14 protein-coding genes and 1 tRNA gene are annotated in these 14,013 nt (G+C 52.6%); 11 read left to right on the top strand and 4 right to left on the bottom strand.

Annotation, left to right across the window (positions count from 1 at the left end; all coding sequences use genetic code 11):
- Positions 1–102: 102 nt before the first annotated feature.
- Positions 103–177: transfer RNA gene (locus tag AC07NP_RS12570), tRNA-Arg, on the bottom strand.
- Between the two features lie 75 nt (positions 178–252).
- Entirely contained in the window at positions 253–1,194 is a 942-nt protein-coding gene (locus AC07NP_RS12565) for a formate/nitrite transporter family protein (RefSeq protein ID WP_301697930.1), read from the bottom strand.
- Positions 1,195–1,482: 288 nt separating this feature from the next.
- Here AC07NP_RS12565 and mlaA point away from each other — a divergent pair, with 288 nt between their 5' ends.
- Positions 1,483–2,238, top strand: coding sequence for a phospholipid-binding lipoprotein MlaA (gene mlaA / locus AC07NP_RS12560; protein WP_162383129.1), 756 nt, complete (start codon positions 1,483–1,485; stop codon positions 2,236–2,238).
- Between the two features lie 62 nt (positions 2,239–2,300).
- Here the strand turns inward: mlaA and fadL are convergent, their stop codons facing one another.
- Positions 2,301–3,641: a long-chain fatty acid transporter FadL gene (gene fadL, locus AC07NP_RS12555; RefSeq protein WP_203360538.1), complete on the bottom strand. Its 1,341-nt coding sequence runs from the start codon at positions 3,639–3,641 to the stop codon at positions 2,301–2,303.
- A 371-nt stretch (positions 3,642–4,012) separates the two neighbouring features.
- Between fadL and AC07NP_RS12550 the strand changes: the two genes are divergently transcribed.
- The 4 genes from AC07NP_RS12550 to sixA all read left to right on the top strand — a co-directional run bounded on the left by AC07NP_RS12550 (position 4,013) and on the right by sixA (position 8,624).
- Positions 4,013–4,297: a YfcZ/YiiS family protein gene (locus tag AC07NP_RS12550; RefSeq protein ID WP_162383127.1), complete on the top strand. Its 285-nt coding sequence runs from the start codon at positions 4,013–4,015 to the stop codon at positions 4,295–4,297.
- Positions 4,298–4,474: 177 nt separating this feature from the next.
- A complete protein-coding gene (gene fadI / locus AC07NP_RS12545; protein WP_301697934.1) occupies positions 4,475–5,785 on the top strand; it encodes an acetyl-CoA C-acyltransferase FadI in 1,311 nt (436 codons plus the stop codon).
- Positions 5,785–7,926: a fatty acid oxidation complex subunit alpha FadJ gene (gene fadJ, locus AC07NP_RS12540; protein WP_494660663.1), complete on the top strand. Its 2,142-nt coding sequence runs from the start codon at positions 5,785–5,787 to the stop codon at positions 7,924–7,926. Before fadI ends, fadJ begins: the two co-directional genes overlap by 1 nt.
- 212 nt (positions 7,927–8,138) lie before the next feature.
- Positions 8,139–8,624: a phosphohistidine phosphatase SixA gene (sixA, locus tag AC07NP_RS12535; protein ID WP_192612937.1), complete on the top strand. Its 486-nt coding sequence runs from the start codon at positions 8,139–8,141 to the stop codon at positions 8,622–8,624.
- An 88-nt stretch (positions 8,625–8,712) separates the two neighbouring features.
- Here the strand turns inward: sixA and smrB are convergent, their stop codons facing one another.
- Entirely contained in the window at positions 8,713–9,264 is a 552-nt protein-coding gene (gene smrB, locus AC07NP_RS12530; RefSeq protein ID WP_192612936.1) for an endonuclease SmrB, read from the bottom strand.
- A gap of 165 nt (positions 9,265–9,429) precedes the next feature.
- Here smrB and prmB point away from each other — a divergent pair, with 165 nt between their 5' ends.
- From prmB to AC07NP_RS12500, 6 genes are read left to right on the top strand one after another with little or no spacing between them, the layout of a single operon-like run.
- Positions 9,430–10,362 carry a 50S ribosomal protein L3 N(5)-glutamine methyltransferase gene (gene prmB / locus AC07NP_RS12525; RefSeq protein ID WP_203360542.1) on the top strand — a complete coding sequence of 311 codons (933 nt, stop codon included), beginning with the start codon at positions 9,430–9,432 and terminating at the stop codon, positions 10,360–10,362.
- A 39-nt stretch (positions 10,363–10,401) separates the two neighbouring features.
- Entirely contained in the window at positions 10,402–11,487 is a 1,086-nt protein-coding gene (gene aroC, locus AC07NP_RS12520) for a chorismate synthase (RefSeq protein ID WP_494660662.1), read from the top strand.
- A 3-nt stretch (positions 11,488–11,490) separates the two neighbouring features.
- The gene (mepA, locus tag AC07NP_RS12515; RefSeq protein ID WP_494660661.1) at positions 11,491–12,315 is read left to right on the top strand and encodes a penicillin-insensitive murein endopeptidase; all 825 of its coding nucleotides are present in this window, start codon (positions 11,491–11,493) and stop codon (positions 12,313–12,315) included.
- Positions 12,315–13,124 (top strand): sulfite exporter TauE/SafE family protein, encoded by an 810-nt coding sequence (locus AC07NP_RS12510; RefSeq protein WP_203360544.1) that lies wholly within the window; start codon positions 12,315–12,317, stop codon positions 13,122–13,124. The genes mepA and AC07NP_RS12510 overlap by 1 nt, the downstream gene beginning before the upstream one ends.
- On the top strand, positions 13,124–13,672 hold the full coding sequence (locus tag AC07NP_RS12505) for an elongation factor P hydroxylase (protein ID WP_494660660.1): 549 nt from the start codon (positions 13,124–13,126) through the stop codon (positions 13,670–13,672). Before AC07NP_RS12510 ends, AC07NP_RS12505 begins: the two co-directional genes overlap by 1 nt.
- Before the next feature lie 32 nt (positions 13,673–13,704).
- Positions 13,705–13,983 (top strand): YfcL family protein, encoded by a 279-nt coding sequence (locus AC07NP_RS12500; protein ID WP_494660659.1) that lies wholly within the window; start codon positions 13,705–13,707, stop codon positions 13,981–13,983.
- Positions 13,984–14,013 lie beyond the last annotated feature (30 nt).

The raw sequence follows: 14,013 nt of genomic DNA, 5'->3' as shown, positions 1-14,013 counted from the left end.
TGGTTTTGTCATGAGTCACCTCTGATTGAGAGTTTACTCACTTAGTCGCGTGTCCACTATTCGCGGGTAAGATCATTTGATGGGGGGCGTTAAATGTGGTCATGGTGTCCCCTGCAGGAATCGAACCTGCAACTAGCCCTTAGGAGGGGCTCGTTATATCCATTTAACTAAGGAGACGAAGCGGCACGAGTATAGCGTTTTTTATGCAGCGCGGTAAGTATAAGGCCGCCTGACTGCTCAAACCGTCGCCATTCAGGACTGTTTTTTCTGGTTTTTCTGCTGTCGCTCATTATCCTCGGCGCGTTGTCTGGCCTCTTCTTTACGTTTGGTGCTCATATCGTTGCGAATTTGCGCGTGACTCATCAGCGCAAAGATAAAAGTACCACCGCAGATGTTTCCGGCGAGTGTGGGGAGGGCGAAGGGCCAAAAAAAGTCGCTCCAGTGTAGCGTGCCGTTAAACACTAGATAGAGAATTTCAACCGACCCGACGACAATGTGCGTGGTATCACCCAGCGCGATGAGCCAGGTCATCAGGATGATCACCACGATTTTTGCGGCCCCGGCAGCCGGAAACATCCACACCATGGTGGCAATCAGCCATCCCGAAATGATCGCGTTGGCAAACATTTCTGACGGACTGTTTTTCATCACCGCCATACCGATGCTGACAAAAGCGTCCCGCGTTTCTTCATCAAATATTGGCATATATTCAAAGGCCCAGGCCGCGATGCCGGTGCCGAGAATATTGCCCAGCAGCACAATTCCCCAGAGTCGCATCAGCAAGCCGATATTGCCTGGCGTTGGCTTGTGCATGATGGGAAGGACAGCCGTTACGGTATTCTCTGTGAACAGTTGTTGGCGTGCCATGATGACAATGATAAAGCCAAAGGTATAACCAAGGTTCTCGAGTAAAAAGCGGCCGGGAACATCATCCAGCTGAACATGAAAAATCCCTTTTGCCAGTAAAGAGGCCCCCATGGAGAGACCGGCAGCAATCGCCGACCACAGCAGCGCCATAGCGTCGCGCTCCAGTTCTTTCTCGCCATCCTGACGGATGTGCTCATGTATGGCCATTGCCCGCGAGGGGAGGCGATCTTCGTCGAGCTCAATTTTCTTGCCGCGCTGTTTCTCTTCGCTTTCTACTTCAAGTCCATCGCTGTTCCGATCGATTTTATCGCTGCTGAGCTTGTCCATCGGGTCACCCTGTTATGAGCACGTATAGCTAAAGCGTAGCGACTTTTTATTCACGGAAGAGATACATACTTTGAAATCGCAAAAATGGTAACGTTTGGTTTTTCGCCGTCAGTTAAAATAGAGGCATTACGAGCGTTGCGTTACCAGGCTATGATCAGATCAACGAGATTGGGTATATAGACATCGTTTGACGTGCTGTTACAATCGCTCACACCTAAACAGGCGGATACGTTTTCGTACCGTCATGGATGGCAATCAGCGATAGCCATAATCAACAGGGAGACATTTATGAAGCTTCGCCTGTCGGCGCTTGCGCTGGGAACCACACTGCTGGTGGGGTGTGCGAGTTCCGGTACAGAACAGCAGGGGCGTTCCGACCCGTTTGAAGGGTTCAACCGCACCATGTACAACTTCAACTTCAATGTGTTGGATCCGTATGTCGTTCGACCGGTCGCTGTCGCCTGGCGTGACTATGTTCCTCAGCCTGCGCGAAATGGTCTGAGCAACTTCACCGGCAACCTTGAAGAACCCGCGGTAATGGTGAACTACTTCCTGCAGGGCGATCCTTATCAGGGGATGGTGCATTTCACCCGATTCTTCCTGAACACCCTGTTGGGGATGGGCGGCTTTATTGATGTTGCGGGAATGGCGAATCCGAAACTGCAGCGTGCTGAACCTCACCGTTTCGGCAGTACGTTAGGGCACTATGACGTGGGTTACGGGCCGTACATGCAGCTTCCGTTCTATGGCAGCTTCACGCTTCGTGACGACGGCGGCGACATGGTGGATGATCTTTATCCTGTACTTTCCTGGCTGACCTGGCCGATGTCTATCGGTAAATGGACGCTGGAAGGGATTGAGACCCGCGCACAGCTTCTCGATTCTGATGGCCTGCTGCGCCAGTCTTCCGACCCCTATATTATGGTGCGTGAAGCGTACTTCCAGCGCCATGATTTCATCGCCAATGGCGGGAAGCTTAAACCTCAGGAAAACCCGAACGCGCAGGCGATTCAGGACGATCTCAAAGATATTGATTCTGAGTGATGGTCTGAGGCCAATAAAAAAGGTGAGCCTGAAGCTCACCTTTTTTTATGTCCGGGATAAACTTAGAACGCGTAGTTAAAGTTGGTGCCGAACAGCCAGGCCTTACCTTCAGATTCGAACTGGTATGGGCCTTCGTTGATCGTAACGCTTTGACCGTGCATGTAAGAGACGCCGACATCAATAGAGGCATCTTTATTGAAGGCGTAAGTCGTACCTGCGCTCAGCCAGAAACGGTCCTGATCCGGAATAGAGATGGAACGCTTATCGGCCGGGACTGGGCTATCATCAAACGCGATACCGGTGCGGAACGTCCAGTTATCATCGTAATAATAGGTGGTACCTAACGCGATACGGTAAGCATCTTTAAAGCCTTCATCTTTCTGGAACAGCGTGTCGCCACTGGTCGATGTCGCTTTCAGCTCCTGGAACTGACTCCAGCTGGTGTACGCCAGGCTATAGTGAATCGCCCATTGCGGCGCAACGCGGTTATAACCGGAGATTTCCCACATTTCAGGCAGGTTTAGCGTTAAATAGCCTGACTGGGTTGAACCGCCAGTGGCGGTCGGGATTGGGAGGCCAAAACTGTTGAGTCCACTGTTCAGATCGCTACTGTAGTTACCTTTGAAGTCGATTTTCACTTCAGAACGGTAGGTTAATGCGTAGCGGTTGTTTTTGTCGACTTCATAAAGGATACCGGCGTTCCAGCCAAAGCCCCACTGATTACCGTTCAGGTGAGCAATATTGGTGTCGCTTGGGATACCGTTTGCTGTCGCTGCCAATTGCTGGCCTTGCGGGGTCTGCCCGAGAGGAGACTGCATAATCTGACCCGCAACCAGTTGACCTAAGTCACCGGCATAGCGATCAATTTTAGCGCGGGCATAGACGGCATTCAGACCGAGACCAAAGCTCCAGCTTTCATTTAAGCGATACGCGCCGCTTAAATTCATGTTCATGGTTTCGAGGTCGGTCGTACCGCCAACTGAACCTGCGGTGTAAGTATCGTTAAACTCGGTGGCCAGACCGTAGTTAGAGGTAATAGATGCCCCGATACCAAACTGATCGTTAATTGGCGCAACGAAATGTACGTTCGGAACCCAGGCAGTTGGCGCGATGTTATCTGCGTCCAGACTACGACCTGACGGCGAACGTCCGCTAATATTAACATCAGGATCGATATACACAGCACCGGCTGAGAACGTCGGGCGATCGAACATGGTGATTAACGCAGGGTTACGACTGACGTTACCCGCGTCGTCTGCGATAGCACCTTCGCCCGAATAGGCCCGGCCAAGGCCAGAGGAAGAAAATTCGTTTAACTGAAAGCCTGCAGACCAGGCCTGTGTGGAGATGATTGCCACTGTGACTGCGAGAGCAGACTTTGTAAACAGGGTTTTCTGGCTCATGACCATAACCTCATTGATTTATTTTTATTCAAACAATGTTACATGCCGTAACAGGAGCGCGAAGTGTAGGGTCTGAGGTACGACAGAGAAATCAGACCAGTGGCGAGAGTATAGGTCTGACCAGATAGAATGTTGCAAGTATGTTTATAAAATTTTTCAATTGTGATCTTAGAAACGCGATCCAGCTGGCAAAATTGGGGGTATGCGCACTCACCCGTTTAGGTGATTTTTGTTTTAGATCATTTTTAAGTGTGATTTCGCTCACTTATCCCATTTCACATCATTAACGACTGGAGAGGTGAATGGCGGGAGCGTAAAATATCCCCAGCGTTTATCTGGCACCTATGGTGCGAATACAGAGGAAATCTACAATGAGTAAATGCAGTGCTGATGAAACCCCGGTTTGCTGCTGTATGGACGTTGGGACCATTATGGACAACTCCGACTGCACCGCGTCGTACAGCCGTGTGTTCGCGAACCGCGCGCAAGCTGAAGAAACGCTGGCTGCGTTGACGGAGAAAGCGCGTAGCGTGGAATCCGAACCTTGCCAAATCACCTCCACTTTTACTGAAGAGTCTGAAGGTGTGCGTCTGGATATCGATTTTGTCTTCGCCTGCGAAGCTGAAACGCTGATCTTCCAGCTGGGCTTGCGTTAATCCCCTCCTTTCAAACACCCTTGTCAAATACTGGCAGGGGTGTTTTCGTAACGCTATGTAACTATTCACTGTGCCATAGCTCGCACTTTCTAATGTCTCCCCTTGGCTAAATGTAAAAAATTGGTTAAGACTGTGATCAGGTCAGACCACTTAAAATATTTTTTACAGGGGAGTGTTATGAGTCAGGCTTTACCACTGGTCACCCGTCAGGGCGATCGTATTGCCATTGTCAGCGGTTTACGTACACCGTTTGCCCGGCAGGCTACTGCATTTCATGGCATTCCCGCCGTTGATTTGGGGAAAATGGTGGTAGGTGAATTGCTGGCGCGCAGTGAAATCCCCCCCGACGTGATTGAACAACTGGTTTTTGGCCAGGTTGTACAAATGCCTGAAGCGCCAAACATTGCGCGCGAAATCGTGCTGGGTACCGGGATGAACGTTCATACGGACGCCTACAGCGTGAGCCGGGCCTGTGCGACCAGTTTTCAGGCGGTGGCGAATGTGGCCGAGAGCCTGATAACGGGCACTATCCGTGCGGGTATTGCCGGTGGGGCCGATTCTTCCTCCGTGTTGCCCATTGGTGTGAGCAAAAAGCTGGCGCGCGTGCTGGTGGACGTCAATAAAGCCAGAACGACCGGTCAGCGACTCAAACTCTTTTCCCGCCTGCGTTTACGCGACCTGATGCCGGTTCCTCCTGCCGTGGCGGAGTATTCGACGGGGTTGCGGATGGGGGATACCGCCGAACAAATGGCGAAAACGTATGGCATTACCCGTGAACAGCAGGATGCGCTGGCGCACCGTTCTCACCAGCGTGCCGCTCAGGCGTGGGCCGAAGGTAAGTTAGCGGATGAAGTCATGACTACCTGGGCGCCGCCCTTTAACGATCCTTTCTCAGAAGACAATAATATTCGCGGTAACTCTACGCTGGCTGATTACGCCAAACTGCGTCCCGCGTTCGACAAAAAACACGGTACTGTGACGGCGGCTAACAGCACGCCGCTGACGGACGGTGCGGCTGCCGTTATTTTAATGACGGAATCTCGCGCCCGGGAACTGGGACTGGTCCCGTTGGGGTATCTGCGCAGCTACGCCTTTACCGCCATTGATGTGTGGCAGGACATGTTATTGGGTCCCGCATGGTCTACACCGCTGGCTCTGGAGCGTGCTGGATTAACGATGGCCGATTTAACGCTTATTGACATGCATGAAGCGTTTGCCGCCCAGACGCTGGCCAATATTCAACTGCTTGGCAGCGAACGTTTTGCCCGTGACGTTTTGGGACGGGCACATGCAACCGGTGAAGTGGATGACAGCAAATTCAACGTGCTGGGCGGGTCGATTGCCTATGGTCACCCGTTTGCCGCCACAGGTGCACGCATGATCACCCAGACATTACACGAATTACGGCGTCGGGGCGGGGGCTTCGGTTTAGTTACTGCCTGCGCGGCGGGTGGTCTGGGTGCGGCAATGGTTCTGGAGGCGGAATAATGGAAATGACATCGGCTTTTACGCTTAACGTGCGTCTGGATAATGTCGCCGTCGTTTCTATGGACGTTCCCGGCGAAAAGATGAACACCTTAAAAGCAGAATTTGCGGCTCAGGTTCGCGCCATTCTGAAACAAATCCGTGAAAACAAAGCATTGCGGGGTGTGGTGTTCATTTCTGCAAAGCCAGATAATTTTATTGCTGGCGCCGATATTAATATGATTGGTCATTGCCGCAGCGCTCAGGAGGCTGAAACCCTCGCACGTCAGGGCCAGCAGATAATGTCCGAAATTAACGCGTTGCCAATCCCGGTCATTGCCGCCATTCATGGTGCGTGTCTGGGCGGGGGGCTTGAGATGGCGCTGGCCTGTCATCAGCGCATTTGTACCGATGATGCAAAAACAGTTCTGGGCCTGCCGGAAGTACAGCTTGGGCTGTTGCCTGGCTCGGGCGGCACGCAGCGACTGCCGCGCCTGGTCGGGGTAAGTACCGCGCTGGATATGATCCTCACCGGCAAGCAACTGCGTGCCAAACAGGCGCTGAAGGCGGGGCTGGTGGATGAGGTTGTTCCCCATTCCATTTTGCTGGAAGCCGCTGTTGAGTTAGCCAAACAGGATCGGTCTGCGCATCGTGAATTACCGATTCGTGAACGCATTCTTGCAGGCCCGCTGGGGCGTGCACTGTTATTTCGTATGGTCAGGAAACAGACGGCGCAGAAAACGCAGGGTAACTATCCTGCCACCGACCGTATTCTTGACGTGTTAGAAACCGGGCTGGCGCAGGGGAGCAGCAGCGGGTATGACGCGGAAGCTCGTGCGTTCGGCGAGCTGGCGATGACGTCAGAGTCAAAAGCCTTACGTAATATCTTCTTTGCCAGCACAGAGGTGAAAAAAGACCCAGGCAGCGACGCGCAACCCGGCTCGCTCGACAGCGTAGGGATCCTTGGCGGTGGATTAATGGGCGGCGGTATTGCCTATGTTACGGCCTGTAAAGGCGGCGTGCCAGTTCGCATCAAAGACATTAATACGAAAGGAATCAATCACGCGCTGAAGTACACCTGGGATCAACTTGAAACGAAAGTGCGCCGCCGCCATATCAAGGCAAGCGAACGTGACAAACAGCTGGCGTTAATTTCGGGCTCTACCGATTATCGCGGTTTCTCTCACCGGGATCTGGTTATTGAGGCCGTGTTTGAAGATCTTTCGTTAAAACAACGGATGGTGGAGGAAGTTGAGCAGAATTGTGCGTCTCACACGATTTTTGCTTCTAACACCTCATCTTTACCGATTGGGGATATTGCCGCAAAGGCCCTCAGACCGGAACAGGTCATCGGCATGCACTTCTTCAGTCCGGTAGAAAAAATGCCGCTGGTTGAGATAATCCCGCATGCAACCACGTCTGAGAAGACAATTGCGACAACTGTTAAGCTGGCGAAAAAACAGGGTAAAACGCCTATTGTTGTGAGTGATAAAGCGGGGTTCTACGTTAACCGCATTCTTGCTCCCTATATCAACGAGGCAATCCGGTTGCTGACAGAAGGGGAGCGCGTCGAACATATCGACGCCGCGCTCGTAAAGTTTGGTTTTCCGGTGGGGCCAATCCAACTTTTGGATGAGGTTGGAATCGATACAGGCACTAAAATTATACCTGTACTGGAGGCGGCTTACGGAGAACGTTTTAGCGCGCCTGCAAATGTTGTTGCTTCAATTTTGAATGATGATCGCAAAGGTAGAAAAAATGGTCGGGGTTTCTATCTTTATGGTGCAAAAGGGCGTAAAAGCAAAAAACGCGTCGACCCTGCAATTTATACGCTTATTGGCGTGCAAGGGCAGAACAGGTTTTCCGCGCAGCAGATTGCTGAACGTTGCGTGATGTTAATGCTCAATGAAGCGGCACGTTGTTTCGATGAGCAGGTTATCCGGAGCGCCCGCGATGGTGACATCGGCGCTGTTTTCGGTATTGGTTTTCCGCCATTTCTTGGCGGCCCGTTCCGTTATATGGACTCCCTGGGGGCGGGAGAAGTGGTTGCAACACTGCAACGGCTAAGCGCGCAATATGGCGACCGCTTTACGCCGTGTGAGCCGCTATTGCAGATGGCGCAGCGTGGTGACCGCTTCTGGAAGAGAGGGGGAACGGACCTGTAAGTATAAGGTCAAAGGTAGGATGAATCCGCACCGAATGAATGTATCATGCTCAATTTGTAAACAGAGATTGACTATACTTACGCCATTACGGTAAAAACAGCGTTTCATTCGGTGAGCGGATAAGGCACAATGCCGGCCACCGCATTTTTACCACTACCATTAAGGTATTGAGTACGAATGTGGGTGATTCTGGTTAACAAAAGCGGTGCAATATGCAAGTTTTTATCATGCGTCACGGCGACGCGGCCCTCGATGCCGCCAGTGATTCGGTTCGTCCCTTAACCTCTTGTGGTTGTGACGAGTCCCGCCTAATGGCGAACTGGCTGAAGGGTCAAAAAGTGGATATCGAACGTGTTCTGGTGAGCCCGTTCCTGCGAGCCGAACAAACGCTGGATGTCGTTGGGGAGTGTCTGAACCTGCCGAAGGGCGTCGATATTTTGCCGGAGTTGACCCCCTGTGGCGATGTTGGTCTGGTCAGCGCCTATCTACAGGCTCTGGCTAATGAAGGTGTCGCTACTGCGCTGGTGATCTCTCACTTACCTTTGGTGGGATATCTCGTGTCTGAACTTTGTCCGGGTGAAACGCCGCCGATGTTTACCACGTCTGCAATCGCGAGCGTCACGCTTGATGAGAGTGGTACAGGCTGTTTCAACTGGCAGATGAGTCCATGTAATCTGAAAATGGCGAAAGCCATTTAACGGTAAAATGCCGGATAAGGCGAAACCGCCCTCTGGAAAACACAACGATTAAAAGAGCCGCTGCTGCGGCTCTTTCTGTTTTGGTGGTTCAGGGAAGTTCGGGTGGTAGCCACTCTTCTACTTCTATCAACACCAGCAGCGCCGCGTCGCCGCCATACTCCTTCGGTGCCTGATGAAAAGCCATCACATGCGGATGTTGTGCCAGCCATAGCGGTGTCTGCTGTTTAAGGATGTGCTTGCCATGTCCGTGCATCACGCAGGCGCAAAACACATGTTCCCGGCGGCAGGCGGCAATCAATGCGCCTAACTCTTGTTTGGCTTGTTGCTGGGTCAAACCATGCAAGTCGAGAAATAGCTCCGGGGAGTAATCGCCACGGCGCATCTTCTTCAGTTCAAAATGGCTGACGTCGGGACGAAGGTATTTTACCGGACCATCCGTATTCAACAGAGGCTGAAATTCGTCAGAGAAATAGTGACTGGCGTCTGCCTGCTCCGAAAGGAGTCGCTTAACCGGAACCTCGGTGATTTTTTTACGCTGCGGGCGGTGAACAATCGTGTCCTGCTTAATCTGACGGGTGCCGGTCATCAACTGCCGGAACAACGCCTGGTCCTCCTCGCTGAGCGGATTTTTCTTTTTCATTCGCGCGTCTCATCTTCTGTTTTGCGCTAGTTTACCCGACTCCGGGGATATCCGATCCGCCAAAACGCAATTTTCGTGTTCATGCTCTGCGTGAATGCTGATTTATCCCCGTCTTCGTGGCAAACTAGCCGCCGAATTTAATGCGAGCATGCCCTGGAGGAATACGTGGATAAAATTTTCGTCGATGAAGCAGTGAGTGAACTGCATACCATTCAGGACATGTTGCGCTGGGCGGTTAGCCGTTTTAGCGCGGCAAATGTATGGTACGGCCACGGTACGGATAATCCCTGGGATGAAGCTGTTCAACTGGTATTGCCGACGCTGTATTTACCGCTGGATATTCCTGAAGATATGCGTAGCGCGCGTCTGACGCCGAGTGAACGTCACCGCATTGTTGAACGTGTGATCCGTCGCGTTAATGAGCGCATTCCGGTGGCCTACCTGACGAACAAAGCCTGGTTCTGCGGTCACGAATTCTATGTGGATGAACGCGTGCTGGTACCGCGCTCGCCGATTGGCGAACTGATTAACAATCATTTTGACGGGCTTATCCATAGTCAGCCGAAGCATATTCTGGATATGTGTACCGGCAGCGGCTGCATTGCGATTGCCTGCGCCTATGCCTTCCCGGAAGCGGAAGTCGATGCCGTCGATATTTCCACCGATGCGTTAGCGGTGACCGAACACAACATTGAAGAACATGGCTTGCTCAATCACGTGACGCCTATCCGTTCTGATGTGTTCCGTGACCTGCCGAAGGTTCAGTACGACCTGATCGTCACGAATCCGCCGTATGTCGATGCGGAAGATATGTCCGATCTGCCGAGTGAATATCGCCACGAACCTGAACTGGGTCTGGCATCGGGATCCGATGGATTAAAGCTAACTCGCCGTATCCTGGGCAATGCGCCGGATTACTTGTCTGATGACGGTATTCTGATTTGTGAAGTCGGAAACAGCATGGTACATCTGATAGAACAATACCCGGATGTGCCGTTTACCTGGCTGGAATTCGACAATGGCGGCGACGGTGTCTTCATGTTGACGAAAGCGCAGCTGATTGCGGCTCGTGAACATTTCAGCATCTACAAAGATTAATCAAACGCGCAAACACACAACAACGATAACGGAGCCGTGATGGCAGGAAATACACTTGGACAACTCTTTCGCGTAACCACTTTCGGCGAATCGCACGGGCTGGCGCTCGGGTGTATCGTCGATGGCGTTCCGCCTGGCATCCCGCTGACAGAGGCTGATTTGCAGCACGATCTCGACAGACGTCGTCCGGGCACCTCACGTTACACGACTCAGCGTCGTGAGCCGGATCAGGTGAAAATTCTGTCGGGTGTGTTTGAAGGCGTCACCACTGGCACCAGCATCGGTTTACTGATTGAAAACACCGATCAACGTTCGCAGGACTATAGCGCCATTAAAGACGTTTTTCGTCCAGGCCATGCCGACTATACCTATGAGCAGAAATACGGTTTGCGTGATTACCGTGGCGGCGGACGCTCATCTGCCCGTGAAACGGCAATGCGCGTTGCGGCAGGAGCGATTGCCAAAAAGTATCTGGCCGAGAAATTCGGTATCGTTATTCAGGGCTGTTTGACCCAGATGGGCGATATTCCGCTGGCGATCAAAGACTGGTCGCAGGTAGAGCTTAACCCGTTCTTTTGTCCCGATCCGGACAAAATCGACGCGTTAGATGAACTGATGCGCGCGCTGAAAAAAGAGGGCGATTCCATTGGCGCAAAAGTGACGGTGGTGGCGAACGGCGTACCGCCGGGTCTTGGTGAGCCAGTGTTTGACCGTCTGGACGCCGACATCGCCCACGCGCTGATGAGCATCAATGCGGTAAAAGGGGTGGAAATCGGCGACGGTTTCGACGTGGTCTCGCTGCGTGGCAGCCAGAACCGCGACGAAATCACCAAAGCGGGTTTCCAGAGTAACCATGCCGGTGGCATTCTGGGCGGGATCAGCAGTGGGCAACAAATTGTGGCACACATGGCGCTGAAACCGACCTCCAGCATTACCGTGCCAGGGCGCACGATCAACCGTTTTGGCGATGAAGTTGAAATGATAACCAAAGGGCGTCACGATCCTTGTGTTGGGATCCGCGCTGTCCCGATTGCTGAAGCGATGCTGGCGATCGTTTTGATGGATCACCTGCTGCGTCAGCGGGCGCAAAATGCGGATGTAAAGACTGATATACCACGCTGGTAACAGATGAAAAAAACGGTACTTGCACTGCTGGCCCTGTTGGTCAGCAGTGCCAGCCTGGCGACGACGCCCTGGCAAAAAATAACCCATCCCGTCTCGGGAAGCGCGCAATCTATTGGCGGGTTTTCGAATGGTTGTATCGTGGGCGCCGACACGCTTCCCGTACAGTCTGAATCCTACCAGGTGATGCGCACCGATCAGCGCCGCTATTTCGGCCATCCTGATCTGGTGATGTTTATCCAGCGTCTGAGTACGCAGGTGAACCAACTGGGGTTGGGGACGGTGCTGATTGGCGATATGGGAATGCCTGCTGGCGGTCGTTTCAACGGCGGACATGCCAGCCATCAGACCGGCCTGGACGTCGATATCTTCCTCCAGTTGCCGAAAACGCGCTGGACGCAGGCTCAACTGCTGCGACCTCAGGCGCTGGACCTGGTGGCGGCGGATGGTAAACACGTCGTGCCGTCGTTGTGGAAACCCGAAATTTCCCATCTGATTAAACTGGCGGCGGAAGATAACGACGTCACGCGTATTTTTGTCAATCCTGCAATTAAACAACAACTTTGCCTGGATGCCGGGACCGATCGCGACTGGTTGCGTAAGGTTCGCCCGTGGTTCCAGCATCGTGCGCATATGCATGTCAGACTACGCTGCCCAGCCGACAGCCTTGAGTGTGAAGATCAACCATTGCCGCCACCGGGTGATGGATGTGGCGCGGAGCTACAGAGCTGGTTCGAGCCGCCGAAACCTGGAACAACCAAGCCTGAGAAGAAGACACCGCCACCGTTGCCGCCTTCCTGCCAGGCGCTACTGGATGAGCATGTACTCTAATGGACAACTTTTTAGACCTGTTTATGGTGTCTCCGCTGTTGTTGGTGGTTCTTTTTTTTATCGCGGTGCTGGCAGGCTTTATTGATTCAATCGCCGGAGGCGGAGGGCTGCTGACTATTCCCGCGCTGATGGCGGCGGGAATGTCGCCTGCGAACGCACTGGCAACTAACAAACTGCAGGCCTGTGGCGGCTCCATCTCGGCCACCATCTATTTTATTCGCCGCAAGGTTATCAATCTGGCGGAGCAAAAACTCAACATTGCGATGACCTTCATTGGCTCAATGAGCGGCGCGCTGTTGGTTCAGCATGTGCAATCTGATGTGCTGCGTCAGATCTTGCCCGTTTTGGTTATCTGTATCGGTCTTTACTTTTTGTTGATGCCGAAACTGGGAGAGGAAGACAGACAGCGTCGTCTTTACGGTCTGCCTTTTGCGCTGATCGCCGGAGGATGCGTCGGTTTCTACGATGGTTTTTTTGGACCCGCGGCAGGATCGTTTTACGCACTGGCTTTTGTCACCCTGTGCGGATATAACCTCGCTAAATCAACGGCTCACGCCAAATTACTTAACGCCACCTCAAACGTGGGCGGTCTGTTATTGTTTATCATTGGCGGAAAAGTGATCTGGGCGACCGGCTTTGTGATGCTGATTGGCCAGTTCCTTGGCGCGCGTATGGGCTCCCGACTGGTATTGAGCAAAGGGCAAACCTTAATTCGGCCCATGATCGTTATCGTTTCGGCGGTGATGAGCACCAAACTACTTTATGATAGCCATGGACAGGAGATCCTCCACTGGTTGGGGATGAGCTAATGAACAGTACACATCACTACGAACAGTTAATTGATATTTTTAATGGCTGTTTTGCCGATGGGTTTAATACCCGTCTGATTAAAGGCGATGACGAACCGATCTATCTTCCTGCTGACGCTGAGATCCCCTATCACCGTATCGTCTTTGCCCACGGCTTTTACGCCAGCGCCCTGCATGAAATTTCGCACTGGTGCATTGCGGGTAAAGCGCGTCGGGAGCACGTCGATTTTGGCTACTGGTACTGCCCGGATGGCCGGGATGCGCAGACTCAGAGCCAGTTTGAAGATGTGGAAGTGAAACCACAGGCATTTGACTGGTTATTTTGCGTGGCGGCGGGTTATCCGTTCAACGTCAGCTGCGACAATCTGGAAGGCGACTTTGAGCCGGACCGCGTGGTGTTTCAGCGTCGGGTACATGCTCAAGTGATGGAATATCTGGAAAAAGGTATCCCTGAGCGTCCAGCACAATTCATTAAAGCGCTACAGAATTATTATCACACGCCTGATCTTAAGGTGGAACAGTTCCCGTGGCCAGAAGCGCTCAACTGAAGCCAGCGCCACGTTTACAATGAGGAAAGAAGATGATCGCGGAGTTTGAATCACGCATTCTGGCATTAATCGACGACATGGTAGAGCATGCAAGTGATGATGAGCTTTTTGCCAGTGGGTATTTGCGTGGCCACCTGACGCTAGCCGTTGCTGACCTGGAAGGGGGGGATGACCATTCCGCCGAAGCGGTATACGCCAATGTCACCCTGAGTCTGGAAAAGGCGATTGGCGCGGGTGAACTCTCGCCGCGCGACCAGGCATTAGTGAAGGAGATGTGGGACTCTCTGTTCCAGAAGGTCACGGTAAAATAGCTGCAAATTGTGCCGGATTGTGCCGGATAT

The organism is Citrobacter sp. GW821-FHT07H02, from assembly GCF_059418505.1.
This window is presented reverse-complemented; position numbering and strand designations above follow the sequence as displayed.